Annotated in this window: 21 protein-coding genes; 13 read left to right on the top strand and 8 right to left on the bottom strand. The window is 72.6% G+C overall.

Features of this window, described 5'->3' with window-relative positions; genetic code table 11:
• Positions 1-13: 13 nt before the first annotated feature.
• The 8 genes from K8W59_RS16585 (at position 14) to K8W59_RS16550 (ending at position 9,327) form a co-directional block, all read left to right on the top strand.
• Positions 14-1,687 (top strand): L-aspartate oxidase, encoded by a 1,674-nt coding sequence (locus K8W59_RS16585; RefSeq protein ID WP_223396062.1) that lies wholly within the window; start codon positions 14-16, stop codon positions 1,685-1,687.
• Positions 1,684-2,589: a carboxylating nicotinate-nucleotide diphosphorylase gene (nadC, locus tag K8W59_RS16580; RefSeq protein WP_223396061.1), complete on the top strand. Its 906-nt coding sequence runs from the start codon at positions 1,684-1,686 to the stop codon at positions 2,587-2,589. Before K8W59_RS16585 ends, nadC begins: the two co-directional genes overlap by 4 nt.
• Positions 2,586-3,371 carry a type III pantothenate kinase gene (locus K8W59_RS16575; protein WP_223396060.1) on the top strand — a complete coding sequence of 262 codons (786 nt, stop codon included), beginning with the start codon at positions 2,586-2,588 and terminating at the stop codon, positions 3,369-3,371. The genes nadC and K8W59_RS16575 overlap by 4 nt, the downstream gene beginning before the upstream one ends.
• Positions 3,372-3,444: 73 nt before the next feature.
• A complete protein-coding gene (locus K8W59_RS16570; protein WP_223396059.1) occupies positions 3,445-3,954 on the top strand; it encodes a MarR family winged helix-turn-helix transcriptional regulator in 510 nt (169 codons plus the stop codon).
• Between the two features lie 242 nt (positions 3,955-4,196).
• Positions 4,197-4,769, top strand: coding sequence for a CalY family protein (locus K8W59_RS16565; protein ID WP_223396058.1), 573 nt, complete (start codon positions 4,197-4,199; stop codon positions 4,767-4,769).
• A 115-nt stretch (positions 4,770-4,884) separates the two neighbouring features.
• Positions 4,885-6,090: a LamG-like jellyroll fold domain-containing protein gene (locus K8W59_RS16560; RefSeq protein ID WP_223396057.1), complete on the top strand. Its 1,206-nt coding sequence runs from the start codon at positions 4,885-4,887 to the stop codon at positions 6,088-6,090.
• 161 nt (positions 6,091-6,251) lie between these two features.
• The gene (locus K8W59_RS16555; protein WP_223396056.1) at positions 6,252-6,578 is read left to right on the top strand and encodes a histone-like nucleoid-structuring protein Lsr2; all 327 of its coding nucleotides are present in this window, start codon (positions 6,252-6,254) and stop codon (positions 6,576-6,578) included.
• Between the two features lie 142 nt (positions 6,579-6,720).
• Positions 6,721-9,327 (top strand): ATP-dependent Clp protease ATP-binding subunit, encoded by a 2,607-nt coding sequence (locus tag K8W59_RS16550; protein ID WP_223396055.1) that lies wholly within the window; start codon positions 6,721-6,723, stop codon positions 9,325-9,327.
• Between the two features lie 194 nt (positions 9,328-9,521).
• Here K8W59_RS16550 and K8W59_RS16545 read toward each other — a convergent pair whose 3' ends face one another.
• Together K8W59_RS16545 and K8W59_RS16540 are read right to left on the bottom strand one after the other, a co-directional pair.
• Positions 9,522-15,062 carry an ATP-binding protein gene (locus K8W59_RS16545; RefSeq protein WP_223396054.1) on the bottom strand — a complete coding sequence of 1,847 codons (5,541 nt, stop codon included), beginning with the start codon at positions 15,060-15,062 and terminating at the stop codon, positions 9,522-9,524.
• Between the two features lie 57 nt (positions 15,063-15,119).
• The gene (locus K8W59_RS16540) at positions 15,120-15,986 is read right to left on the bottom strand and encodes an HhH-GPD family protein (protein WP_223396053.1); all 867 of its coding nucleotides are present in this window, start codon (positions 15,984-15,986) and stop codon (positions 15,120-15,122) included.
• 67 nt (positions 15,987-16,053) lie between these two features.
• Between K8W59_RS16540 and K8W59_RS16535 the strand changes: the two genes are divergently transcribed.
• On the top strand, positions 16,054-16,875 hold the full coding sequence (locus tag K8W59_RS16535; protein ID WP_223396052.1) for a hypothetical protein: 822 nt from the start codon (positions 16,054-16,056) through the stop codon (positions 16,873-16,875).
• A gap of 12 nt (positions 16,876-16,887) precedes the next feature.
• On the opposite strand, the gene disA is transcribed toward K8W59_RS16535, so the two are convergent.
• Positions 16,888-17,985, bottom strand: a complete 1,098-nt coding sequence (disA, locus tag K8W59_RS16530; protein WP_223396051.1) for a DNA integrity scanning diadenylate cyclase DisA — start codon at positions 17,983-17,985, stop codon at positions 16,888-16,890.
• A 63-nt stretch (positions 17,986-18,048) separates the two neighbouring features.
• Positions 18,049-19,437, bottom strand: a complete 1,389-nt coding sequence (gene radA, locus K8W59_RS16525; RefSeq protein ID WP_223396050.1) for a DNA repair protein RadA — start codon at positions 19,435-19,437, stop codon at positions 18,049-18,051.
• 91 nt (positions 19,438-19,528) lie between these two features.
• Here radA and K8W59_RS16520 point away from each other — a divergent pair, with 91 nt between their 5' ends.
• Complete coding sequence (locus K8W59_RS16520; RefSeq protein WP_223396049.1) at positions 19,529-20,569, top strand: LacI family DNA-binding transcriptional regulator; 1,041 nt, start codon at positions 19,529-19,531, stop codon at positions 20,567-20,569.
• Positions 20,570-20,575: 6 nt separating this feature from the next.
• On the opposite strand, the gene K8W59_RS16515 is transcribed toward K8W59_RS16520, so the two are convergent.
• The 4 genes from K8W59_RS16515 to K8W59_RS16500 all read right to left on the bottom strand — a co-directional run bounded on the left by K8W59_RS16515 (position 20,576) and on the right by K8W59_RS16500 (position 23,769).
• Positions 20,576-21,436, bottom strand: a complete 861-nt coding sequence (locus K8W59_RS16515) for an endonuclease/exonuclease/phosphatase family protein (RefSeq protein WP_223396048.1) — start codon at positions 21,434-21,436, stop codon at positions 20,576-20,578.
• Between the two features lie 134 nt (positions 21,437-21,570).
• Entirely contained in the window at positions 21,571-22,161 is a 591-nt protein-coding gene (locus K8W59_RS16510; RefSeq protein ID WP_223396047.1) for a class I SAM-dependent methyltransferase, read from the bottom strand.
• Positions 22,162-22,268: 107 nt separating this feature from the next.
• Complete coding sequence (locus tag K8W59_RS16505) at positions 22,269-22,904, bottom strand: VOC family protein (RefSeq protein ID WP_223396046.1); 636 nt, start codon at positions 22,902-22,904, stop codon at positions 22,269-22,271.
• Between the two features lie 82 nt (positions 22,905-22,986).
• Positions 22,987-23,769 carry a hypothetical protein gene (locus K8W59_RS16500; protein WP_223396045.1) on the bottom strand — a complete coding sequence of 261 codons (783 nt, stop codon included), beginning with the start codon at positions 23,767-23,769 and terminating at the stop codon, positions 22,987-22,989.
• 42 nt (positions 23,770-23,811) lie between these two features.
• On the opposite strand from K8W59_RS16500, the gene K8W59_RS16495 reads away from it, so the two are divergent.
• The 3 genes from K8W59_RS16495 to K8W59_RS16485 are packed head-to-tail and all read left to right on the top strand — an operon-like array spanning position 23,812 to position 26,134.
• A complete protein-coding gene (locus K8W59_RS16495; protein ID WP_223396044.1) occupies positions 23,812-24,747 on the top strand; it encodes a Ppx/GppA phosphatase family protein in 936 nt (311 codons plus the stop codon).
• Positions 24,747-25,547, top strand: coding sequence for a sugar phosphate isomerase/epimerase family protein (locus K8W59_RS16490; protein WP_223396043.1), 801 nt, complete (start codon positions 24,747-24,749; stop codon positions 25,545-25,547). Before K8W59_RS16495 ends, K8W59_RS16490 begins: the two co-directional genes overlap by 1 nt.
• Positions 25,544-26,134, top strand: a complete 591-nt coding sequence (locus K8W59_RS16485) for a TetR/AcrR family transcriptional regulator (RefSeq protein WP_223396042.1) — start codon at positions 25,544-25,546, stop codon at positions 26,132-26,134. Before K8W59_RS16490 ends, K8W59_RS16485 begins: the two co-directional genes overlap by 4 nt.
• Positions 26,135-26,251: the final 117 nt, after the last annotated feature.

Below are 26,251 nucleotides of genomic sequence, written 5' to 3'. Positions count from 1 at the left end.
GTAGCCTCCCGCCATGTCCGACGCGCCGATGCCGGCCCTGCCGATGCGACTGAGCGCGCCCGAGCCCGGCTGGAGCACGCGCGCCGACGTCGTCGTCGTGGGCTCGGGCATCGCCGGCCTCAGCGCCGCCCTGCGGATCCACGCCGAGGATCCGTCGCTGCGGCTGCTCGTCGTCACCAAGGACGTGCTCAACGCCGGGTCGACCCAGTGGGCCCAGGGCGGGATCGCGGCCGCGCTCGGCCCCGGCGACACCCCCGAGCAGCACGAGTGGGACACCCTGGTGGCCGGAGCCGGCGCATGCGACCGAGAGGCCGTGCGGGTGCTCGTGACCGAGGGGCCGGCGGCCGTCCGGGAGCTGATCGACCTCGGCACCCGCTTCGACCTCCGCGACGGGCAGCTCAGCCTGACCCGCGAGGGCGGCCACCACCGCGACCGGATCGCGCACGCCGGCGGGGACGCCACCGGCGCGGAGATCCAGCGCGCCCTGATCGCCGCGGTGGAGCAGAACCCGGCGATCGAGGTGATCCAGCACGCCCTCGCCCTGGACCTGCAGCGGGACGCCTCCGGCGGCGTCGCCGGCGTCACCCTGCACGTGATGGGGGAGGGCCAGCGCGACGGGGTGGGCGCGGTCCACTGCCGCGCGCTCGTCCTGGCCAGCGGGGGCTTGGGCCAGGTGTTCAGCCAGACCACCAACCCGGCGGTCAGTACCGGCGACGGGATGGCCCTCGCCCTGCGGGCCGGGGCGGTGCTGCGCGACCTGGAGTTCGTGCAGTTCCACCCCACGGTGATGTATCTCGGCCCAGACTCCCGCGGCCAGCAGCCGCTCATCTCCGAGGCGGTGCGCGGCGAGGGCGCCTTCCTGGTGGACTTCGAGGGGAACCGCTTCATGCAGGGGGTCCACGAGCTTGCCGACCTGGCCCCTCGCGACGTCGTGGCCAAAGCGATCACCCGGCGGATGCTGGAGAGCGGCCGGCCGCACATGTGGCTGGACGCGCGGCAGCTGGGTGCCGCCTTCTGGGAGCGCCGGTTCCCCACGATCCTGGCCAGCTGCCGGGCCCACGGGGTGGACCCGGCCACCGACCTGATCCCGGTCGCGCCGGCGCAGCACTACGCCTCCGGCGGCGTGGCCACCGACCTGTCCGGGCGCACCTCCATCGCGGGCCTCTACGCGACCGGCGAGGTGGCCTGCTCGGGTGTGCACGGCGCCAACCGGCTCGCGTCCAACTCGCTGCTGGAGGGCCTGGTCTTCTCCCGCCGGATCGCCGAGGTGCTGCCCGGTGAGCTGCGCGCGTGGGGCGACCCGGTCGCCGACGACCGCCCGGAGGGTCTGGTGGACGGGGACGCGCTGCGGGTCGTGCAGGAGACGATGACCGCGGAGGTGGGCGTGCTGCGCGACGCCGCGGGCCTGGCCGCCGCGTCGAAGCGGCTCGCGGAGGTCGCGGCCGCCCGGGCCAGCCGGACCCCGGACACCGCCGCCTGGGAGGCGACCAACGTGCTCACCGTCAGCAGCGCCCTGACCCGCCCCGCCCTCGAGCGGGAGGAGACGCGGGGCTCGCACTGGCGGGAGGACTTCCCCGACCGCGACGACGACCGGTTCGCAGGCCACTTCGACCTGTGGGCGGACGGTGGCGGGTTCGCCGTACTCTTCCGGCCTGCGGCGGCGACCGACGTGAAGGAGGATCGGTGAGCACCCATCCCGACGTCCCGGCGGGCCTGGCCGAGGAGCTGCGTGCCGCCGGGCTGGACCCCGTCGAGATCGCCGCTCTGGTCGCCGCCGCGCTGGAGGAGGACCTGCCCGGTGACGGCGTCGACACCACCTCGGTGGCGACCATCCGCGCCGACGCCCGCGCCAGCGGCGGGTTCGTCGCCCGCGAGCCCGGCGTGGTCGCCGGCCTGGGCATCGCGGCCCTGGTCTTCCACACGGTGCTGGGTGACGACGTCGAGATCACCGGCCGGGTCCCCGACGGCACCCGGGTCGAGACGGGGCAGGAGGTCATGCACGTCGCCGGACCCACGCGCGGGCTGCTGCTGGCCGAGCGGACCGCCCTCAACCTCGCCTGCCACCTCTCGGGCGTGGCCACCGCCACCGCGCGCTGGGTGGACGCGCTTGAGGGCACGGGCGCGCGGGTGCTCGACACCCGCAAGACGCTGCCGGGCCTGCGCTCCCTGCAGAAGTACGCCGTGCGCTGCGGCGGCGGGGTCAACCACCGCTTCTCCCTCTCCGACATGGCCCTGGTCAAGGACAACCACGTGATCGCCGCGGGCGGCGTCGTGCCCGCCTACGAGGCGGTGCGCGCGACCTACCCCGACCTGCCCGTCGAGGTGGAGGTGACCCGCCTGGACCAGCTGACCGCGCTGCTCGAGGCGGGCTGCGACCGGATCCTGCTCGACAACATGGACGACGACACGTTGCGCGAGGCGGTCCGGCTCACCGCCGGGCGGGCGACCCTGGAGGCCTCCGGCGGGCTCACCCTGGAGCGGGCCCGCGCCGTCGGCGAGACCGGGGTCGACGTCATCTCCGTCGGCGCCCTCACCCATTCGGTCACGGTCTTCGACCTCGGCTTCGACCTGGTGGACGACGACGCATGAGTGTGCTGGCCGCCGACATCGGCAACGCGCACACCACCCTGGCTCTGCTCGACGAGGGCGAGGTCGTCGCGCGGTGGCGGGTGAGCACCGACGAGCGGCGTACCTCCGACGAGTGGGCGGTCGTGGTCCGCGGGCTGCTGGCCGAGCAGCCGGAGGAGCCGGTCGGCGTCGCGGTCTGCTCGACCGTGCCGGCGGTGCTGCACGAGTGGCGGGAGATGCTCGCCACGCACTTCCCCGGCCTGGGGGCCGTCGTGGTCGAGCCCGGTGTCCGTACCGGCGTCGCGGTCCGGACCGACAACCCGCGCGAGGTGGGAGCGGACCGGATCGTCAACGCGCTGGCGGCCAAGGAGAGGTACGGCGGGCCCGCCATCGTGGTCGACTTCGGAGCGACCGCCACGACGTTCGACGTGCTCGACGGCCAGGACCGCTACGTCGGCGGCGCGATCGCCCCCGGCATGGACCTGGCGCTGGAGGCGCTGGGCAGGCGCGGCGCGCAGCTGCGCAAGGTCGAGCTGCTGCGGCCCCGCTCGGTGATCGCCACGAACACCGTCGAGGCGCTGCAGTCGGGCCTGCTGTTCGGGGTCGCCGCGCAGGTGGACGGCCTGGTGGACCGGATGGTCGCCGAGCTGGGGGCGGACCCGGACGAGGTGGAGGTGGTCGCGACCGGTCACCTCGCCCCACTGGTCGTGGGGGAGTGCGCGCGCCTCACCCAGCACGACCCCGACCTGACCCTGCGGGGACTCGCGTCGGTGTTCGAGCGCAACGAGCCAGGTATTGCTTGATATCTAAGATACCCTGACTCCGAGATGTCTTCCCGGCGCAGCCCGCGCCGCCCCCCCGTGAGGAGCCCGTCCGATGAGCACGTCCCCCGCCTCCGACTCCGCCTCCGAGGTCTCGCGCGCGATCGCCGCCGACGCCGGGGGTCGGGTCACGCCGGAGGTGGCCGGGCTGCTCGACGGCCTCGGGCGCCTGCACGCGGCCGGTGACCTGATGCGCGCCGCGCTGGCCCAGGAGCTGGGGATCAGCACGCACAAGGTGAGCGCGCTCGGCGTGATCGGGGCCGCGGGGGAGACCACGCCCAAGGCGGTGGCCGCGGCGCTCGCGATGACCACCGGATCGGTGACCGGCCTGATCGACGGGATGGTGTCGGCCGGCCTGGTCGAGCGCCAGCCCAACCCCCGGGACCGGCGCAGCATCCTGCTGAGCCTCACCGCGGAGGGCCGGGCGGCCCGACGGCGGATCGTGGAGTACTACACCACCGCGATCCTGGTCGCCCTGGACGACTGGCCCGAGGGGGCCGACCTCTCGGTCGTCCAGGAGTTCTTCGACCGCTTCACCCTGGCGCTCACGCCCGCCGCGCGCTAACCGCGGACCGGCCCCCAGCGGGCCCCTCGCCGGCGGACCTTCCCAGGTCCGCCGTACTCGGCATGCCCGGGTGTCGGCTCTTCGACCTGCTGTGACGCAGATCACGCCTGAACGGAGTAACTTCTTTGCCCAACTATCTTGCGAACCGAGATATCTTGGATCTAAAGTTACTTGTGTCGACAGGGAAACCCCCGAGCCGACCTCCTGACCCGCTCACCACCGCACCCCGAAGGAACCTCTTGATGAAGCAGCCGAGCAGCCGCACCACCCGCGTCGCCAAGATCGCCGTCCTCCCCACCGCGATGATCATCAGCGGTCTGGTCGTCGGTCAGGCGTCGTACGCCGCCTTCAGCTCCAAGACCAGCAACGACGGCAACTCGTGGGCGGCCGGCACCGTGAACCTGACCGACGACGACAACGGCCAGGCCATGTTCCAGGTCACCGACCTCAAGCCCGGCCAGACCGGCACCAAGTGCCTGACCGTCACCTCGCACGGCACCCTTCCCGCCGACGTCCGCCTCTACGCCACCGGCGCCAGCGCCACCAAGGGCCTGGACGCCCAGATCGACCTGAAGATCGACGAGTCCGCCAGCTGCGACGCGGAGGCGAAGACCTCCGTCTTCGCGGGCACCCTGGCCGAGTTCACCGGCTCCGCCCAGGGCTTCAACACCGGCGTCAGCACGTGGCAGACCGCCGGGCAGCCGGGGGAGTCCAAGGCCTACACGGTCACCTACACCCTCAACGCCGGCGTCACCAACGACTCCCAGGGCGGCACCGCGGCCACCAACTTCGTCTGGGAGGCCCAGAACAGCTGACCCGACCCCCCCCGACTGCCCCCCGCCACGGAGTTCGACACCGATGTCCAGCGCCCCGAACAGGATCCCTCCGGCTCCCACACAGGTCGCCCCCACGACCTGGGCTCGGCTGATCGTGACGCTGACGAGCCGCTTGGTGATCGCCGTGGCGGGGGGCCTTCTACTGTGGGCGGTCCTCCCGGCCGTGATCGGCTGGCAGCCGACGACGGTGTCCTCGGGCTCGATGTCCCCGTTGATCAACCCCGGCGACGTGGTCGCGGCCAAGCCGGTCGACGCCGACGAGATCAAGGTCGGTCAGATCCTGCTGGTCGACGACCCGGACCACCCCGACCGGCTGCGCCTGCACCGACTGATCCGTCAGGAGGACGACGGTCTGGTGCTGCTCGCTTCCCTTGCGACCCGTCGGCTGGACGACCAGCCAGCCGGGCCGGAGGAGCCCGTGACCGAGCCCGCCGCGTCCGGCGGGCGGACCCGCCGGCGCCGCCCGGTTCCCGGTCCCCTGCCGGTGCCGTGGCGACGGCCGGCCTTCGTGGTCGGAGTGCTCGCGGTGGTCGCGGTGGTCGTCGTCGGGCTCTTCGTGGAGCTGGCCGGCACGCCCAGCCGGGCGGCGTACTCCGCCACCACCGAGACCACCGCCTCCTTCGAGCGTGCCGCGCCGTCCTATCGCGAGGAGGTGCTCGCCGACGGGCCGCGGATCTTCTTGCGGGGCGACTCCGGAGACCCCACCTTCGACAGCAGTGGGAACTCCACCCCGATGATCAGTGACAGAATTTCGATCCGGTCGGTGAATGACCGCCCCGAGAGCTATTCGGCGCTGTATATGGGCAACCCGGAGAGCTATCTCTCCGCGGTGAAGAGGGAGGTCCCGCAGCCGATGAACTTCACCCTCGAGCTCTGGGTGAAGTCGACGGCGACGGGCCGGCTCATCGGAATGGGCTCCGAGCAGATCGCCTACTCCGGTGCCTATGACCGGCTCGCCTATATCGGCACCGACGGAAAGGCCCGCTTCGGTGTGGGGCCCTGGGGCACCACGCTGCTGACCAGCCCGCAGATCGTGAACGACGGCCAGTGGCACCACATCGTGGGCACCCACGGCCAGAACACCACCACGCTCTACATCGACGGAGTGAAGGTGGCCAGCGGCACCGGTCCGCCGCAGGGCTTCGAGGGCTTCTGGCGGATCGGGCGCGACAACCTCGGCGGCTGGCAGGCCGCGCCCGCCAACACCGCGCTGGACGGGCTGCTGGACGACGTCGCGATCTATGACCGCGTGCTGCCCGCCGAGAGGGTCGCGGCCCATTACGAGGCGGGAAAGCCGTGAATTCATTGATGAGACCCCCTCCGCGCCGGCTGATCGCCTATCCATACCCCGAGTTGGCCGCTTTCTACTCCACGCCCCCCGGAATGCCGACGATCCGGCGCAGCCACGCCTGTGATAAACAAGGGCTCGACCCCATTGTTTTCGCGGCAGGAGAATGCACGATGGCGCAGAAGGTGAATATCGTCCTGGTGGACGACCTGGACGGTTCCGAGGCCGCCGAGACCGTGGTCTTCGGTCTCGACGGGACGCAGTACGAGATCGATCTGAACGAGAAGAACGCCGCCGGCCTGCGCGACGCCCTGGCCGGCTACGTCGGTCACGCCCGCAAGGTCACCGGCTCCCGCCGTACCCGCCGGGGCGCCTCGTCCTCCTCCTCGTCCGGGGAGACCAAGGCGATCCGCGACTGGGCCCGCTCGAAGGGCTACGAGGTCTCCGACCGGGGCCGGGTCTCCGCGGAGATCCGAGAGGCGTACGCCGCCGCCCACTGACGCCTGCCAGCGCCGAGTTCGCTCTCGGCGTACAGGCCGAACGGCCGTTGCCGGAAACACGTAGGGTGGATCGTGAGTTGGACTCACCGTGCGCCAGTGTCGGCGCACACCCCGAAGTTTTCGCAGGAACGAGGTCGTTCACATGTTCGAGCGGTTCACTGACCGAGCCCGCAGGGTGGTCGTGCTGGCCCAGGAAGAGGCCCGCATGCTCTCCCACAACTACATCGGCACCGAGCACATCCTGCTCGGCCTGATCCACGAGGGCGAGGGCGTCGCGGCGAAGGCGCTGGAGTCCCTCGACATCTCCCTGGAGGCGGTGCGCGCCCAGGTCGAGGAGACCATCGGCCAGGGCCAGCAGGCGCCCTCCGGGCACATCCCCTTCACCCCGCGCGCCAAGAAGGTGCTGGAGCTCTCGCTGCGCGAGGCGCTGCAGCTCGGCCACTCCTACATCGGCACCGAGCACATCCTGCTCGGGCTGATCCGGGAGGGCGAGGGCGTCGCGGCCCAGGTGCTGCAGAAGCTGGGCGCGGACCTCAACCGGGTCCGCCAGCAGGTGATCCAGCTGCTCAGCGGCTTCCAGGGCAAGGAGTCCGGCGGCCAGGCCGCCGCAGCCACCGCCGGTGGCGGCTCCGAGGCACCCTCCTCCTCGCTGGTCCTGGACCAGTTCGGCCGCAACCTGACCCAGGCGGCCCGCGAGGGCAAGCTCGACCCGGTGATCGGGCGCGAGCAGGAGATCGAGCGGGTCATGCAGATCCTGTCCCGCCGTACCAAGAACAACCCGGTGCTCATCGGCGAGCCCGGCGTCGGCAAGACCACGATCGTCGAGGGGCTCGCCCAGGACATCGTCAAGGGCAACGTCCCCGAGACGTTGAAGGACAAGCACATCTACACCCTCGACCTCGGGGCCCTGGTGGCCGGCTCGCGCTACCGCGGCGACTTCGAGGAGCGGCTGAAGAAGGTGCTCAAGGAGATCCGCACCCGCGGCGACATCGTGCTGTTCATCGACGAGATCCACACCCTCGTCGGGGCCGGCGCGGCCGAGGGCGCGATCGACGCCGCCAGCATCCTCAAGCCGATGCTGGCCCGCGGCGAGCTGCAGACCATCGGCGCGACCACCCTGGACGAGTACCGCAAGTACCTCGAGAAGGACGCCGCGCTGGAGCGCCGCTTCCAGCCGATCCAGGTCAACGAGCCCTCGATCGCGCACACCATCGAGATGCTCAAGGGGCTGCGCGACCGCTACGAGGCGCACCACCGGGTCACCATCACCGACGAGGCCCTGGTCTCGGCGGCGACGCTGGCCGACCGCTACATCTCCGACCGGTTCCTCCCGGACAAGGCGATCGACCTGATCGACGAGGCCGGCTCCCGGCTGCGCATCCGCCGGATGACCCAGCCTGCCGACCTGCGCGAGTTCGACGAGAAGATCGGCGAGGTCCGCCAGCGCAAGGAGGGCGCGATCGACGGCCAGGATTTCGAGGCCGCCGCCAGGCTGCGCGATGAGGAGAAGCAGCTGATCGCGAAGAAGGCCGAGCGTGAGAAGCAGTGGCGCGCCGGCGACCTGGACGCGGTCGCGGAGGTCGACGAGGAGCTGATCGCCGAGGTGCTCGCCGTGGCGACCGGCATCCCGATCGTGAAGCTGTCGGAGGAGGAGTCCAGCCGGCTGCTCAAGATGGAGGACGAGCTGCACAAGCGGGTCATCGGCCAGGAGGAGGCCGTCAAGGCGCTCTCCCGGGCGATCCGCCGTACTCGTGCCGGCCTGAAGGACCCCAAGCGTCCCGGCGGCTCCTTCATCTTCGCCGGTCCCTCCGGCGTCGGGAAGACCTGGCTGTCCAAGACCCTGGCGGAGTTCCTCTTCGGCGACGAGGAGGCGCTGATCCAGCTCGACATGAGCGAGTTCGGCGAGAAGCACACCGTCTCCCGGCTCTTCGGCTCGCCCCCGGGCTACGTCGGCTACGAGGAGGGCGGCCAGCTGACCGAGAAGGTGCGGCGCAAGCCGTTCTCCGTGGTCCTCTTCGACGAGATCGAGAAGGCCCACCCGGACATCTTCAACAGCCTGCTGCAGATCCTGGAGGAGGGTCGCCTGACCGACTCCCAGGGCCGGGTGGTCGACTTCAAGAACACCGTCATCATCATGACCACCAACCTCGGCACCCGGGACATCGCCAAGGGCGTCAACCTCGGGTTCGCGCAGTCCGGCGACGCGGCCGGCTCCTATGAGCGGATGAAGGGCAAGGTGTCGGAGGAGCTCAAGCAGCACTTCCGCCCCGAGTTCCTCAACCGGGTCGACGAGATCATCGTCTTCCCCCCGCTCAGCCAGCAGCAGATCATCGCGATGGTCGACAACATGATCACCGCGGTGGAGTTCCGGCTCAAGGACCGCGACATGCAGATCGAGCTCACCCAGAACGCGAAGAACCTGCTCGCCGAGCGGGGCTTCGACCCGGTCCTGGGCGCTCGCCCGCTGCGCCGTACGGTCCAGCGCGAGATCGAGGACGTGCTCGCCGAGAAGATGCTCTACGGCGAGGTCGGCCCCGGCCAGATCGTGCTCGTCGACGTCATCGAGGAGAACGGCGAGAAGACGTTCTCGTTCAAGGGCGAGAAGGTCTCCGGGCTCCCGGACGCCCCGCCGCTGGAGACCGCCGACGTCTCCCGCGACGAGGACTCGGGCCCGGCCGACGTGCCGAAGTCCACCGACGACGGCCCCGAGCCGCCCTCGGCCCCCGGCACCCAGGCCGCCACCGAGTGACGCGCTGAGCCGACGCCCCGGACCCCCTCGCGGGATCCGGGGCGTCGTCACGTCGAGTCGGCGTCGTACCGAACGGTAGGCAGCAGCCCCGCGCGCCAACCGGCCAGTAAGCACCGTTCCGGCGCTGGAAAGGTGCCTACTGTTCGGTACGACGGACGGCCGCCGCACCGAGAGACAGTACGGCGACCCCGGCCTCAGCCCTCGCCCAGCCCCGCGTCGATCACCCGGATCACCGTGGGCCGCAGCTGGTCGGCGGCGATCACCTCGTCCACCGACCCGACCTCGACGGCCCGGTGGATGTCGTGGATCCCGTCGAACTCGCCGGCGACCTGGCTGATCATCGCCGCCCGGGTCGAGGCGCGCAGCTCGGCCATCTCGACCGCGAGCGCCGAGCGCTCCGGCTCCGCGGCCTCGTTGATCCGCTCCTGCAGCGCCGCGACGTCGGGGTGCGCGGAGACCCGCTTGTCCACCTCGCCGGCGAAGACGACCGCGGCCGCGGGGGCGCCGCCGATCACCGAGGCGTAGGAGCCCTCGATGGCCAGCACCGTCATCTGCGGGTTCAGCGCCTTGGAGAACACGACGAACGCGCCGCCGTGGTAGCGGGAGATCACGCAGAACACGATCGGGCCGTCGAAGTTGACGATCGCGCGGCCGATCTCGGCGCCGTACTCCAGCTGCAGGTGCCGCATCGAGTCCGGCGACCCGTCGAAGCCGGACAGGTTCGCCAGCACCACCAGCGGCCGGTTGCCCGATGCCGCGTTGATCGCGCGGGCCGCCTTCTTCGACGACCGGGGGAACAGCGTGCCGGCGGTCCAGGTGTCCGGGCCGTCGGTGGGCGGGAAGCCGCCGCGCGGCACCGGGCGCGACTCGATGCCGAGCAGGCACACCGGGTGCCCGCCGATCCGCGCGTCGTAGACCACGGAGGTGTCCGCGTCGGCCATCCCGGCCCAGCGCTCCAGCGGCTCGTGGTCGGCGTCCGCCAAGGCGCGCATCACGGTGCGGATGTCGAAGGCCTTCTTCCGCTCGCCGTTGGTGGCCGGGTCGAAGATCTCCCCGACGGTGGTGAAGTCGCTGGCCGGGTGGGAGTGGGGGTACGACGTGACGTCGCGGTCGTGGGGATCCTCGGTCGCCGCTCGACGGGGCCGCGCCTCGCCGGGCACCACATAGCTGTGGTCGTAGTGCGCCATCAGGATGCCCATCGCGCCGGCCAGGTCGGGCGCCCAGTACTGCGCCTGCCCGTTGGGGCCCATCACCCGGTCGTAGCCGCCGATGCCGTAGTTGTCCTCCGCGGAGACGCCGCCGGAGAAGTCCAGGGACTGCTTGCCGGTGAGCACCATCGCCGAGTCCGGGGTCATCACCAGGATGCCGCGGGTGTGCATCAGCATCGTGGCCTCGGCGTTCCAGTACGGCTGCGCGCCTACGTTGATGCCCGCGACGACCACGTTGATCTCGCCGCCGTCCTGGGTGAACTCCACGATCCGCTTGAGCGCCCGGGAGATCCAGTCCATGTTCTCGGTGCCGGAGTCCATCGAGATCCGCGCGCCGGCCGAGAGGGCGAACCACTCCACCGGGACGCCCTCGGCCTCGGCCAGGTCGATCGCGGCGATGATCCGCGAGCACTCCGGCTCCGCGACCGAGCCGAGCGCCTTGGTCGGGTCGCCGCACAGCACGATCCGGGTGACGCCCTCGGGGTGCAGGTCGGTCGGCGTGGTGACCCGGGCGACCAGGATCCCGGCCTTGTTGAGCCCGCGCGGCCGGTTCGCCTCGACCAGCTCGCCGCGGTCGTCGAGGTCGAGCTCGGTCAGCGTCCCGCCCGGGCCGGCGAGCACGTCGGCCAGCTCGTAGGGGTAGACCAGGCCGCGCCGGCGGGACCGCAGCACCTTGCCGGCGTACTCGTCGACCGGCTTCAACGGCTCGGTCGGCGGCTCCTCGATCTCGGCGACCACCCCCGCGCCGGGGCGGGCGTGGAAGCGGATCGCCAGCGGCGCGACGCCGCCGTCGGGGGTCGCGACGCGGCCCTGCGCGAGCACCTCCTCGATGCCCGCACCCTCCGAGAGCGGGGTGATCTTGTCCTGCAGCGAGGTGAGCTGCAGCGGGTCGGCCTCGACGACCGGCCACACCTGGATCCACACGTGGTTCATGTCCAGCTTGGACCCGGCGGCGCCGCGCGCGGCCCGCACCCGGCGGATCGCCTCGAGGCAGTTCTCCACCGCCCGCTCGGCGTGCGGCAGGCCGATGACCTGCCCGTCCTCGTCGCGCACCACGGCCAGCTGCCGCACCTGCGCCAGTGCCACCAGGCGCCGGTCGCCGGGGTTGGACTTGGCGACGCACTCGAGGAGTACGACGTCCTCGGGGGCCGGCAGCCGGGTGACGTCGAACTCGCTGAGCCGCCACAGGCTCAACCGTCGGCCGACCATCGGGTGCATGCCCCGGACCCGGTCGTCCTCGACCAGGGTGCCGTCCTCGGCGGGCCGCAGCGTCACGTAGGTGACCGGTCGGCCGGCCTCGGGGCAGACGGCCACGGCCACGCGGCGTACGTCGCGGATCCACGGCAGCGGGGTCACCAGCTCGCTCACCCGCTCGGCGATGTTGCCGCCCCAGGTCGGGGCGTGTGGCCAGGTGAGGTAGAGCTCGACGACCGCGTCGTCACCGGGGTTGCGCTCGGCGAGCTGCTCGGTCACGGCCCGGTTGAGGGCGCCGTCGAGGTCCTCCAGCTCGGCCAGGTCGCCGATCGTGGACACGATCCGCGTCGGCCGGCCGTCCAGGGCATAGTCGGCGATGGTGAAGGCCCGCCCGTCCACCGGGAACGAGCGCAGGTCGTGCAGGTCGAACTCCTGGTAGTGCCGCTGCACCAGCACCTCGAGCATCGGCTCGACCGGGTGGATGCCCAGCTGCTCGAGCCGCTCGGAGAGGAAGCCGACGAGCTGCTCGGGGATCGCGGCCAGTCGGGTGACCCGGGCGTCCCAGTCGGCGGTGTCGGGGTCGGCGGCCAGGGCGGCCAGCTCGTCGGCGACGCCGCCGATGACCTCCGCGCGCTCGGTGTCGACCAGCGGCTGGTCGAACCAGCGGAACCGGATGCTGCGGGCCAGGTCGCCCACGACCGGGAAGCGCCGCTGGGTGACCCGGACCAGGCGCTCCAGCAGCGCTCGGGTCTCGCCGTCGCCGGCCGGCAGCTCCTCCTCCAGCCAGCGCTCCAGGATCGAGGTGACGATCGCGAGGTCCGGCTCGGTGCGCTGCTGGGTCAAGAAGATCCGGAAGACCGCCTCCTCCAGGGTCCGGCTGCGCTCGAGCCCGTCCGCGCCGTAGCGGCGCAGCACCGTCTCCAGCCGCTCGCGGAACTGCTCGGGCAGCGCGCCGCGGTCGGGGTCCAGCGTGGTGAGGTAGGTGTGGAAGTGCTCGCGGGCGCTGTGCACCCGCAGCTCGGTGTGCAGCTCCTCGTCCTGCGGCCGGTTGCGGCTCAGCTCGGCCACGTCGGCGAACAGGTGCAGCAGCGGCACCTCCTCGGTGGCCATCGCCACGCCCTCGTCGGTGAGCCGCGCCCGCGCGTCGAGGTAGTCCTCCAGGGCGCGGTGCGGCGCGTCGGGGTCGATGTCGAAGCCCATGAGTACGCCGGCCAGGTCGGCCAGGCCGCGAGCGGCCCGCCGGCGCAGATCCTCCGCCGGCGCCTCGGGGAGCGCGAGCTCGGGATCGTCGGCGGCGTCGGCGCCCGCGTCGGCCGCGGGGGCGTCGGCCTCGGCGTCCTGGGTCGGCTCCAGGCGCATCAGCGCGGCGCCGGTCTCCACCTGACTGCCGGTCATCACCAGCAGCTCCTTGACGGTGCCGGCGAACGGCGCGCCCAGCACCGTCTCCATCTTCATCGACTCCAGGACGAGCACGGGCGCACCCGCCTCGACGCTCTCGCCGACGGGTACCGGGGTGGCGACGACCAGCGCCGGCGCGGGGGAGCGGAGCACGCCGCCCTCGTCCCGGCTGACCCGGTGGGTCACGCCCTCGACCTCGACCAGCTGCACCGGCCCGTGGTCGGCGTGCACAACCCGGAAGGTCTGCCCGTTGACGGTGACCCGGAGCCGGAAGTCGTCGACCCGCTCCACGGTCACGTCGGCGTGCTGCTGCTGGCCGTCGGTGGCCAACGTGACGTCGTACCGCTCCGGCGCGGTCTGCAGCACCCGCACCTGGTGCTGGCGCCCGCGCAGCTTCAGGTCGACCGCGCGGCCGACCTTGTGCTGGACCTGGGGCCGGCCGCCGCGCGCGGTCTCCAGGAGGCGGGCGATCTCGACGTCCTCCTCGTCCTCGTAGGCCGCGATACCGGCGACGACGAGCGCGATCCCGCCGTGGGCGGCGCTGGTGAGGCGGCCCTCGGCGCGGACCCGGTCGATCCAGCCGGTGTCGGCCCAGGCGGGCTCGCCGACGGTGACCTCGGGCTGCGCGAGCAGGTCGAGGATGAAGCTCTTGTTGGAGGCGCCGCCGTCGATCACGACGACGGTCTCGGTCATCGCACGGCGGAGCCGGGCCAGCGCCTCGTCGCGGCTGGCGCCGTACGCGATGATCTTGGCGATCATCGAGTCGAACTCGGCCGGGATGCTGTCGCCCTCCTCGACGCCCGTGTCGACCCGGATGCCCGGCCCGGCCGGCAGGCTCAGCCGCTGGATGAGGCCGGGGGCGGGGGCGAAGTCGCGGTCGGGATCCTCGGCGTTGAGCCGCGCCTCGACCGCGTGCCCGGACTCGGTCGGCTTCTCGCCCTCGAGCCGTCCGCCTCGAGCGACGTGGATCTGCAGCTTCACCAGGTCGGTGCCGGTCACCACCTCGGTGATCGGGTGCTCGACCTGCAGCCGGGTGTTGACCTCCAAGAAGGCGAAGGTCCGCTCGCCGGGGTGGTAGAGGAACTCGACGGTGCCGGCGCCGCGGTAGCCCACGGCGAGGGCCAGCCGCTCGGCCGCCGCCTTGAGCTCGTCGCTCTGCTCGGTGGTGAGCAGCGGGGACGCCGACTCCTCGATCACCTTCTGGTTGCGCCGCTGGACCGAGCAGTCGCGGACGCCGATCGCCCACGCGGTGCCCTGCCCGTCCGCGATCACCTGGACCTCGACGTGCCGGGCGCCGGTGACCAGCCGCTCGAGGAAGACCACGCCGGAGCCGAACGCGCGCTCGGCCTCGTCGCGGGTGCGCTGGTAGGCGTCGGTGAGCTGGTCGGCGGAGTCGACCCGGCGGATGCCGCGCCCGCCGCCGCCCGCGGTGGCCTTGAGCATCAACGGGTAGCCGATCCGGTCGGCCGCGGCCAGCGCCTCGTCCAGGGTGTCCACGCCGCCGCCGCTCCAGGGCGCGACGGGCACGCCGACCTCCTCGGCGATCAGCTTGGAGCCGATCTTGTCGCCCAGCTTGCGCATCGCCTCGGCGGTGGGGCCGATGAAGGTCACCCCCAGCCGGTCGCACAGCTCGGCGAAGGCCGGGTCCTCGGCGACGAAGCCCCAGCCGACCCAGACGGCGTCCGCCTCGGTCTCGCGCAGGGCGCGCTCGAGCGCCTCGTGGTCGAGGTAGGGCCGGTTCGCCGCGGGCCCGAGGTCGTAGGTCTCGTCGGCCTCACGGGCGAACATCGCGGACCGCTCGCCCTCGGTGTGCAGTGCGATGGTGGTCAGCCGGTCCTCCGGCGGGGACTCCGCGTTCAGGTCCCGTACGGCGTGGATGAGGCGCATGGCGGCCTCGCCCCGGTTGACGATCGCGATCCGCTGGAAGTCCGGCATGTCGTGACACTCCCACTCTTTGCCGGTTACGGGCGAGTCACCTCCGCCCTCGTCTCGCTAGGGGAGAGCGTAGGTGCGGTCGCTGCCGCGGACCAGCAGGCCGTCCTCGACCAGGGACGCGAGGCATCGGTCGCGCTGCAGGTCGCCGGGCCAGGCGGCCTCCAGCGTGCTCGCGTGCACCGGCCCGTCGGCGTCGCGTACGGCGCCCAGCAGCCGGCCGCGGCACTGCCGGTCCGTGCCGGCCCAGGCCTGCGTGGGGCGCGGCGGGCCGTCGTACGCCGGGTAGCCGGCCGCGCGCCAGGCGCAGCGGTCCGCGACCGGGCACACCTCGCAGGCGGGCCGCGCCGCCGTACACACCAGGGCGCCGAGCTCCATCACCGCGACCGACCAGACCGCAGCGGTCTCCTCGACCTCCGGCAGCACCGAGGCGGCCAGGTCGCGCTCGGCGCGGGTGACCGACCGGGACGGGAACTCCACTGCCTGCAGCGTGCGGGCGAGCACTCGACGGACGTTGGTGTCGAGCACCACGTGCCGCCGGCCGAAGGCGAAGCTGGCGACCGCGGCGGCGGTGTAGTCGCCGACGCCGGGGAGGGCCAGCAGGTCGTCGTAGGACGAGGGCACCTCGCCGCCGTACTCCTCGGTGATGGCCACCGCGGCCGCGTGCAGGCGCAGCGCCCGCCGGGGGTAGCCGAGCCGGCCCCAGGCACGGACCGCCTCGCCCGCGGGCTCCGCGGCCAGTTCCGCCGGTGTCGGCCACCGCTCCAGCCACTCCTCGTGCACGGGGAGGACCCGGGCGACCGGGGTCTGCTGCAGCATGATCTCCGAGACCAGCACCGACCACGGGGACGCCTCGGGACGCCGCCACGGCAGGTCGCGCGCGTGCGCGGCGTACCACGCGAGCACGGGCTCCGGCAGATCGCTCACCGACCCGATGGTAGGTGTGCGGTGTGCCTCCACCGATCCGGCCCGCGCGCTGACTAGGTTGACCGACATGTCCAGCCTGACCAAGCCCAGCGGGCCGCTGCCGGAGAAGGTCTACTGGCGCCGCAGGGTGATCGTCCTCGCGGTCGCCCTGTTGCTCGTCGTCGGGCTGGGGAGGCTCTTCAGCGGCGGCAGCGACGCCAGCAGCGACGCGTCCGCCTCCTCCGGCGGCTCCGCGTCGATGGCGGGGAAGATGGCCGATGCCGTGCCCACGGTGACGCCGTCGCAGACGCCGGCCGGTCCGCCCTCGGTGACCGAGGACGCCGACCCGTCGGAGTCGAGCGGCGATGAGAGGGCCGACGAGGACACCGAGCCCGCCCAGCCGACGACCTCGGTCGCGCCGCAGGGTGACTGCCTGGCCTCGGACGTCTCCGTGGAGCCCACGGTCGAGGACCAGCCCGCCGGCCGGGACGTCAAGGTCAAGCTGGAGCTCACCACCACCGACAGCCCGGCGTGCACCTGGACGGTCTCCCCCGACACCCTGACCATGAAGATCACCTCGGGCAGCGACGACATCTGGTTCAGCAGCGAGTGCCCCAAGGCGATGCCCGAGGAGAGCGTCGTGGTCACCAACGAGGACCCGACCGTGGTGAAGATGACCTGGGACGCGCGCCGCTCCGACGACGGCTGCACCCGCCAGCGACTGTGGGCGCTGCCGGGGACCTACCACCTCGAGGCTGCGGCGCTGGGCGGCGAGCCGGCAGAGACCGCGTTCATGCTCGACACCCCGACGCCGAAGACGATCACGCCGAAGCCCGAGCCGAAGAAGAAGTCGGAGAAGAAGGCCGGCGAGAAGAAGAAGTCGGACCGGAAGAAGAAGAGCGACGGCTGACGCCGAGCGGGCTCAGACGTAGCGCTCGAGGATGCTGGACTCGGCCAGCCGGGAGAGGCCCTCGCGCACGGACTGGGCCCGCTGCTCGCCCACGCCCTCGACCGTCTGCAGGTCGTCGATGCCGGCCGAGAGCAGCTTCTGCAGGGTGTCGAAGTGGGTGACCAGGCGCTCCACCACGGTCGCCGGCAGCCGTGGCACCTTCGCCAGCAGACGGTAGCCGCGAGGCGCGACCGCACCGTCGAGATGGTCGGAGGTGGCCAGCCCGAGCACCCGGGCGACCAGGGCAACGTCGACCAGCTCGGTCGAGGACAGGGCGCCGAGCCGGGCCAGGAGGGCGTCGGTGGACTCCGCGGCCTCGGCACGACGGGTCGCCGAGGGAAGGTAGTCGCGGATCACCAGCTCGCGCTCGGCGTCGACCCCGGTGACCAGCTCCTCCAGCTGGAGCGACAGCAGCCGTCCGTCGGTGCCGAGCTCGAGCACGTAGTCCTCGATCTCCCGGGCGATCCGGGTGACCATCTCCAGCCGCTGGGCCACCACCGCGACGTCGCGGACGGTGACCAGGTCCTCGATCTCCAGCGCCGAGAGGGTCGAGGAGACCTCGTCCAGCCGTAGCTTGTAGCGCTCCAACGTGGCCAGCGCCTGGTTGGCGCGGGAGAGGATCTGGCCGGAGTCCTCCAGGACGTGCCGGGTCTCGCCGACGTAGGCGGCGATGATCTGCATCGACTGCGACACCGAGATCACCGGCAGCCTGGTCTGCCGGGCGACCCGGTCGGCGGTGCGGTGCCGGGTGCCGGTCTCCTCGGTCGCGATGGACGGGTCGGGCATCAGGTGGACGGCGGCCCGCAGGATCCGGTTGGCGTCCTTGTCCAGGATGATCGCGCCGTCCATCTTGGCCAGCTCGCGCAGGCCGGTCGCGGTGAACGGGACGTCGAGGACGAAGCCGCCGGTCGCCATCTGCTCGACCACCTTGTCGTGACCGAGCACGATGAGCGCTCCGGTGCGGCCGCGCAGGATCCGCTCCAGGCCGTCGCGCAGGGCGGTCCCGGGCGCGATCGTGGCCAGGGTGGCGCGCAGGTGCAGCGCGGCGTCCGAGCGCTCGATGCTGGCCACTCAACACTCCCGGGTGTGACGAGGCGACCCGTCCTCCGGGCCGCGTCGCGCCAGTCTAGGGGGTCAGCGCGCCAGGTTGAGCAGGCGCAGTGCGCCGGGCACGTCGACCACGTCCAGCACCCGGATCTCGTCGGCCGGGGGCTCCTTGAGCCGGCCGGGGCCGGTGCCGGGACGCCCCGGCACGACGGCGGTGCCGAAGCCCAGGCGCGAGGCCTCCGCGACCCGCTGCTGCAGGTCGCGCACCTTGCGCAGCTCGCCGGCCAGCCCGATCTCCCCCATGGCGACGACGCTGCGCGGCGGGGGGACGCCGTGGGTCGCGCTGGCGATGGCCACCGCGATCGCCAGGTCGGCCCCCGGCTCGTGCACCCGGGCACCGCCGACGGTGGAGACGAACACGTCGTGGCTGTGCAGCCGGATGCCGCAGTGCTGCTGCAGGACGGCGAGGACCATCGCCACCCGGGAGGAGTCGACCCCCGAGGTGGTGCGGCGCGGCCGCTCCGACGCCGTGGGCGCGACCAGGGCCTGGACCTCGGCCAGCATCGGCCGGCGGCCCTCCATCGACACCGCGACACAGGTGCCGGCGACCTGCTGCTGGTGGTTCTCCACGAACAGCCCGGTCGGGTCGGTGACCGCGGTGATCCCCTCCGCGCCCAGGTCGAAGCAGCCCACCTCGTCGACCGGGCCGAAGCGGTTCTTCATGGCCCGGAGCATCCGGAAGCGGGTGTTGCGGTCGCCCTCGAAGTGCAGCACCACGTCGACCAGGTGCTCCAGCACCCGCGGCCCGGCGATGGTGCCGTCCTTGGTGACGTGCCCGACCAGGATGGTGGCGATGTTGTGGGTCTTGGCGACCCGCACCAGCGCGGCGGCGACCTCCTTGACCTGGGTGACGCCCCCGGGCACCCCGTCGACGCCGGTGGCGGCCAGGGTCTGCACCGAGTCGATCACCAGCAGCTGCGGCTGCACGGTCTCGATGTGGGTCAGCACCGCCCCCAGGTCGGTCTCGGCGGCGAGGTAGAGCCCGTCCTGGACGCTGCCGGTCCGGTCCGCCCGGAGCCGCACCTGGGACGCCGACTCCTCGCCGGTGACGTAGAGGACCGTGGCGCGCCGGGCGGTCTGCGCCGCGACCTCGAGCAGCAGGGTGGACTTGCCGACGCCGGGCTCGCCGGCGAGCAGGATGGCGGCGCCGGGGACCAGCCCGCCGCCCAGCACCCGGTCCAGCTCCGGCTCGCCGCTGGTCCGGGAGCGCGAGGCCTCGACCGCCACCTGGCCGATCGGGACGGCCGGGGCGGTCACCGGGGAGGCCGACGCGGCACGCATGCCGGGCGCCGCGGTCTCCGCGATCGACCCCCAGGTCTGGCACTCCGGGCAGCGGCCGACCCACTTGGGCACCTGATGACCGCACTCGGAGCAGCGGTAGGTGGGGCGGGATCGGGCGGCGGAGGTTCGGGCCATGACGAGGACGCTAGGCCACGGCGCCGACATCACTCGGACGGCATCTGGGGTATGGTGATTGGAACGTTCCAGAAGTACTCGTGGGGGAGTCATGGCCAGCACTCGGCGCGCGTTCCAGAGCGCGGCGCCCACGCTCGCCGACGTCGCCGAGCGGGCAGGAGTCTCCCGCCAGACCGTGTCCAACGCGATCAACAACCCCGAGCTGCTGCGCTCGGACACCCTGGAACGGGTCCGGGCCACCATCGCCGAGCTCGGCTACCAGCCCAACCGCGCCGCGCGGAACCTGCGCACGCGGGCCTCCCACCTGATCGGCATGCGCTTCGCCCCCGCTCAGGAGGGCACCGCCAACGCGGCCATGGACCGCTTCGTGCACTCGTTGGTCGAGGCGACCAACGAGGCGGGCTACCACGTGCTGTTGTTCGCCGCCGACGACGAGGAGCCGGTCGGGGGGTACGACGCCCTCCTGCGCGCCACCGCGGTCGACGCCTTCGTCGTCACCGACACCTACCTCGGCAACCCGCAGGCCGTCGCCCTGGAGGACCAGGGCGCCCCGTTCGTCGCCTTCGGCCGGCCGTGGGACCACCCCGACGCCGGTCATCCCTGGGTGGATGTGGACGGCGCCGCCGGCACGGCGCTGGCGACCGAGCACCTGCGGGCCAAGGGGCACGAGCGGATCGCGTGGCTCGGATGGCGCGCCGACTCCCACCTGGGCGAGGACCGCCGCGCCGGCTGGCAGCGGGTGATGGACGCCGACGGGCTTGCGACCACCGGGCTCGCCGTACGCGTCGAGGACACGCTGGAGGCCGGGCGGGTGGCCGCGGGGCGCCTGCTCGACCAGTCGCCCGGGGTCGCGCCCACCGCGTTCGTCTGTGCCTCCGACACCCTGGCCATGGGCGTCATGCAGGAGCTGTGGTGGCGCCAGATCGCGCCGGGCACGCAGGTCGCCGTGGCCGGGTTCGACGACTCCCAGGTCGCCCAGGTGGCGCCGCCCGGACTCACCTCGGTGCGCCAGCCGCTGGAGGCCGCCGCGGTCGAGGTGGTCCACGCCCTCTCCGGGCTGCTCGCCACCCCCCGGCTTCCCGCCGAGGGTGTGCTGCTCGAGCCGACCCTCTCGATCCGGGGCACCAGCTGAGCCGGGTCAGCGGTTGCGACCGTTGGGCACCTTGGTGAAGGAGGCGGTCGCCAGCAGCGGCAGGTGGTCCGAGGCCTGACTGGTGAGCAGTCTCGCGCCGGAGAAGGTCACCTCGTTGCTCCCCAGGATGTAGTCGATCCGGCGGTCCGGGGCCTCCGCGGGGTAGGTGTCGGCATCGGTGCGGCCGGCGAACGCGTCGACGAACCTGCCCGGCGTCAGCATCCGCACCTCGGTGGTGTCGGGCAGCGCGTTGAGGTCGCCCATCAACACGGTGGGTCGGGAGATCCGGTCGGTGATCGCCAGGATCTCCCGGACCTGGGAGATGCGCTGCTCGGCTCGCTGGTGGTCCAGGTGGGTGTTGAGCACCGAGACGTGGGCGCCGCGCACGTTGACCACCGTCTCCAGCAGGCCGCGCTGCTCGGTCGGCCGCTCGGGGTACTCGATGTTGGTCAGCAGATGGTTGCGCGAGGAGAGGATCGGATAGCGGCTCAGTACGGCGGTGCCGTACTGCCGCCGCTTCGTCTCACCCGGCAGCGGGTCCAGGTCGAGGTTGGCGGCGTAGGCGTAGTCCCAACCGAGCCGGTCCGCGAGCTCCTTGGCCTGGTCGGCGTAGTCGCTGCGCGCGCCCCAGTTGTTGTCCACCTCCTGCAGCGCGACCACCTCGGCACCGGAGTCGCGGATCTCGCCGGCGATCCGGTCCAGGTCGAGCACGCCGTCGACGCCCTCGCCGTGCCGCATGTTGTAGCTCATCACCTGCAGGTCCACCTGCCGCTCGGGCGGTCCGCTCGCCGCCTGGGCCGGCGCGACCGCCAGGGTGAGGCCGAGAGCGAGCGAGACGACGACGAGCAGCAGGCGAGAGAGGCGCACGAGTGATCCGTCCTGGTCGGGACTCCCGGGTTGGAGTCGAGGACAGCCCAGCATCGTCGAGTGGCGCCGGCCCGAACGCGCGGTGAACTGGCGCCGACTCGGGGTGAAGTAGCGCCGGCTCGGCAGGGTGGGGGTCAGAAGTGGCGGGACCAGACGTTGACGGCGTACTCCACCTCGGTGCCCCGGTGCACGGCGAGCACCTCCTCGGCGGTCGCGGTGGGCAGCTCGATCCGGACCACGCGCTCGAGGTCGTCGCGGGAGTCGAAGCGCCACGACGTCAGTACCGGCGTACGCGACCAGCCGTGGGTGGACCAGAAGCGCTCGACCTCCTCCGGCGCGGGCAGGTGGGGGTAGCCGCGGGTGAACCAGGCGCCGAAGACCGACCGGGTGGGGTCGTTGTCGATGACGAACGCGGTGCCGCCGCGGCGCACGACCCGGTCCAGCTCGGCCAGCCCGGGCTCGCAGCCGGGCCCGAAGAAGTAGGCCCACCGCACGTGCACGACGTCGGCGGTCGAATCGGGCAGCGGGATCCGCTGGGCGGTGCCGGACAGCACGCCGACCGAGGGGAGGGCGCGAGTACGGCGCCGCGCGAGGGCCACCAGGTCGGGGTGCGGCTCGACCCCGGTCACGCTGCGCGCGGTGAGCGCGAACCGCGGCAGGTGGAAGCCGGTGCCGCAGCCGAGGTCCAGCACGTCGCGGCCCGCCCAGTCGGCGATGCCGAGCATCGCCTGCTCGACCAGGCCGTCCCGGTCGAAGGCGAGGTTTTCGACCTCGTAGTCGGCGGTGTGGTGCCAGATGTTGGGGCTGGGGACCGCCCCCGGCAGCGGCCGGGTCAGATCCGGACCAGACCCTGCGGGGTCAGGAACTGCGCGGCGACCACACCGGGGGTTCCGTTGGGCGCGACCCACTCGACCTTGACGTCCTCCAGCGGCGCCTCGACGGTCTCGCCGAGCCACTCGCTGACCCGTCCCGGGTCGCCGGCGATCTCCAGGCAGTCCAGGGAGTACTCCCCGTCCGCGTCCTGGCTCGGGTGCATCCCCTGGCTGTCCCACTGGATGAAGAACGGCAGCTGCGGGTCGGCGATCAGGCCGTTGACGCCGATCTGCTTCCACAGCAGCTCGGTGCCGTCGGGCAGGTGGCGGTTGCCCTTCACCGCCTCCCGGCCCAGCCGCTGCTCGATCGGGGCGAGGTCGTCGACCGCCACGACCCAGCCGAGCCAGCCGCCCCCGAGAGCGGAGCGGGCGCGGACCGCCTGGCCGAACGGCGCCTTGTCCGAGGCCGGGTGGTCGAGCACCTCGACGACCTCGAGGTAGGTGCCCTTGGTGAGCGGCAGGATCATGTTGCGGGTGCCGAAGCGGGGGTGCACGCCCCCGTCGACGAAGTCCCGGCCCAGGAGGCCGCCGAGACGCTCCGCGGTGGCCTGCAGACCATCCGGGCCGGCGGCGAAGGAGACGTGGTCCAGACGCATGGCTGCATTCTCATCCGGGTACGTGGCGTCCACGACATCGGGGTCCAGGTCTCTTGACATCGAGACTCTGGCCTGATCGAGGTCAGTCCTCGGGGTCGGCGGGGTGCGGTGCCACCGGCCGGGCGCCCGCGAGCCGCTCCTCGCACATCCGTGCCAGGACGTCGTACGCCGGCTGCCCCATCAGCTCGATCAGCTCGGCGGCGTTGCCGAGGTAGAGCGGCTCCGGTGCGACGTGCGCCTCGGTGTTGCCGGTGCAGTACCAGTCCAGGTCGTGCCCGCCGGGGCCCCAGCCGCGGCGGTCGTACTCGCCGATCGAGACCTCGGTGTACGTCGTCCCGTCGGGCCGCTCGACCTCGCGGAAGGCGCGCCGGATCGGCAGCTGCCAGCACACGTCGGGCTTGGTCTCCAACGGGTGCCGCCCCTGCTCCAGCGCCAGCACGTGCAGCGCGCAGCCGGCGCCGCCCTGACCGTTCTCGGGGGCGAAGTCGTCGCGGTTGTGGAAGATGCAGGCCTGCTGGCCGTCGTACTCCACGACGATCGTCTTGCGGTCGCCCTCCTCGTCGGTCTCGACCCAGTCGGCGCGGGTGACGCGCTTGCGGTCGGGGCGGAACTGCCACTGCTGGTCGGTGAGCTGGGCGACGAAGCCGGCCACCCGCTTCTCGTCGGCCCTGTCCGACAGGTGCGCGCCGAGCGTGCAGCAGCCGGTGCTCGGGGAGGAGGCGTAGATGCCGGCGCAGCCGCCGCCGAAGATGCAGGTGTAGGACGAGCTGAGCCAGGTCAGGTCGCAGCGGAACACCTGGTCCGGGTCGGCCGGATCGGTGAACTCCACGAAGGATCGGGGGAAGTCGAGGGACACTTCGGGCACACGTCGATCCTAGGTGCGCCCCGGGCGGGTTACCGTGCTCCCATGCGCCTGGGCGTTCTGGACATCGGCTCCAACACGGGGCATCTGCTCGTGGTCGACGCGCACGGCGGCGCCGCGCCGCTGCCGGCGTACTCCCACAAGGAGCGGCTGCGGCTGGCCGAGCACCTCGACGCGGACGGCGCCGTCAGCACGAGCGGCGTGGACGCGCTGACCGACTTCGTCGCCTCGGCGATCGAGGTGGCCGAGGAGAAGGGCTGCGAGGAGATGCTGGGGTTCGCCACCTCGGCGATCCGCGACTCGGCGAACTCCGACGAGGTGCTGCAGCACGTGCAGGACGCGACCGGCGTCGCGATCGCGGTGCTCAGCGGCGAGGACGAGGCGCGGCTGACCTTCCTGGCAGTACGCCGGTGGTTCGGCTGGTCCGCCGGCCGGCTGGCGGTCTTCGACATCGGTGGCGGCTCCTTGGAGATCGCGGCCGGCAGCGACGAGGCCCCCGACGTCGCCTGGTCGATGCCGCTGGGCGCGGCCCGGCTGGCTCGGCAGTGGTTCGGCTCGGGCTCCGCGGACGAGGGCGTGGTGCGCGAGCTGCGCAAGCAGATCCGCGCCGACATCGCCCGCGACGCCGGGCACCTGCTGCGCAACGGCGCCCCCGACCGGGCCGCGGCCACGTCGAAGACGTTCCGCTCGCTGGCCCGGATCTGCGGTGCCGCCCCCTCCTCCGAGGGGCCGCTCGTGCCTCGCAGCCTCGGGCTGGCGGACCTATCCCGGTGGATCCCCAAGCTGGTCGCGATGAGCCTGGACGAGCTGCGCGAGCTGCCCGGGGTCTCGGCCAGCCGCGCGCACCAGATCGTGCCGGGCGCGCTCGTGGCCGAGGCGTGCATGGACATCTTCGACCTGCCCGAGCTGGAGATCTGCCCGTGGGCGCTGCGCGAGGGCGTGATCCTCGAGCGGCTCGACCAGCTCTCGGTCCTGGGTTGATGACGGCGCCGATCGGGCTGTCCACGGCGTCGGTCTACCCCGAGTCCACCGAGCACGCCTTCGCCTACGCCGCCGAGCTCGGCTACGACGCGGTGGAGGTGATGGTCGGCATCGACGCCACCAGCCAGCAGATCCCCGCCGTACGCCGCCTCGTCGAGCAGTCCGGCGTCCCGGTCTGCGCCGTGCACGCTCCCTGCCTGCTCTTCACCCAGCGGGTGTGGGGGCTCGAGCCCTGGGGCAAGCTGGAGCGCTCCGCGGAGATGGCCGCCGAGGTGGGCGCTGACGTGGTCGTGGTGCACCCGCCGTTCCGTTGGCAGAAGGAGTACGCCGCCGGCTTCGTCGAGGGCATCGCCGCGTTGGAGGCCTCCACCGGGCTCGCCTTCGCCGTGGAGAACATGTACCCCTGGCGGGCCGCCGCGCGCCGGTCGATGCAGATGTACCTCCCCGGGATCGACCCGTCGGGGGAGGACTACGCCAACATGACCCTCGACCTGTCCCATGCGGCCGTCGCCCGCCAGGACGCGCTCGCGATGAGCGAGCGGATGGGCTCGCGGCTGCGGCACGTGCACCTGACCGACGGCAGCGGCTCGCCGCGCGACGAGCACCTGGTACCCGGCCGCGGGCGGATGCGGGCCTCCGCGGTGTGCCGGCGGCTGGCCGAGCGGGGCTTCGACGGCAACGTCGTGCTCGAGATCAACACCCGCCGCTGCCCCGGCCGCTCGGAGCGCGCGGAGGAGCTGCGGGAGTCGCTGGAGTTCGCCCGCCTCCACCTGGGCCCCTCGGCGGAGGCGGCCGGGTGAGCGGCGCCCGTCGCGGGCGGCGCCCGGGGTCGCCGGACACCCGGGCGGCGATCCTGGCGGCGGCCCGGGAGTCCTTCGCCTCCTCGGGCTTCGCGGGTACGACGGTCCGCGGCGTCGCCTCGGCGGCCGGCGTCGACGCGGCCCTGGTGCACCACTACTTCGGCACCAAGGACCAGCTCTTCCTCGCCGCCGTCGAGCTCCCGGTCGACCCGCGCGAGGTGCTCGCGCCGGTGGCCGCCGGCGGCCCGGACGGCGCCGGGGAGCGGCTGCTCGCCGCCTTCCTCGGTGTCTGGGACGACCCCGGCCTGCAACCGGGGCTGCTCGCCGCCGCCCGCTCGATCATGGTCCCCGGCGGCCAGGAGCTGATCCGGGAGGGCTTCCTGCCCGTCATCATCCGGCCCGTGCTCGGGCCGCTCGCCCCCGACCGCGAGGAGGAGCGCATCTCGCTGGTCGCCAGCCAGCTCCTCGGGCTGGTGGTCGCGCGCTACCTGCTGGCCGTCGAGCCGCTCGCCTCGCTCCCGGCCGACGCCGTGGTCGCGGCGATCGGGCCCACGCTGCAGCGCTACCTCACCGGCGACCTCGGCTGACCGGCGTACTCCCTCCCGCCTCACTCCGCCCAGTCCGCCCGGCCCCCGCAGCTGTAAAGCGGTGTTCGGGAATCTCCTGCGCTGTCCGAACACCGCACCAGATGCCGGAACACCGCT

The organism is Nocardioides rotundus (genome assembly GCF_019931675.1).
GTDB classification, from domain to species: Bacteria; Actinomycetota; Actinomycetes; order Propionibacteriales; family Nocardioidaceae; genus Nocardioides; species Nocardioides rotundus.
This window is presented reverse-complemented; position numbering and strand designations above follow the sequence as displayed.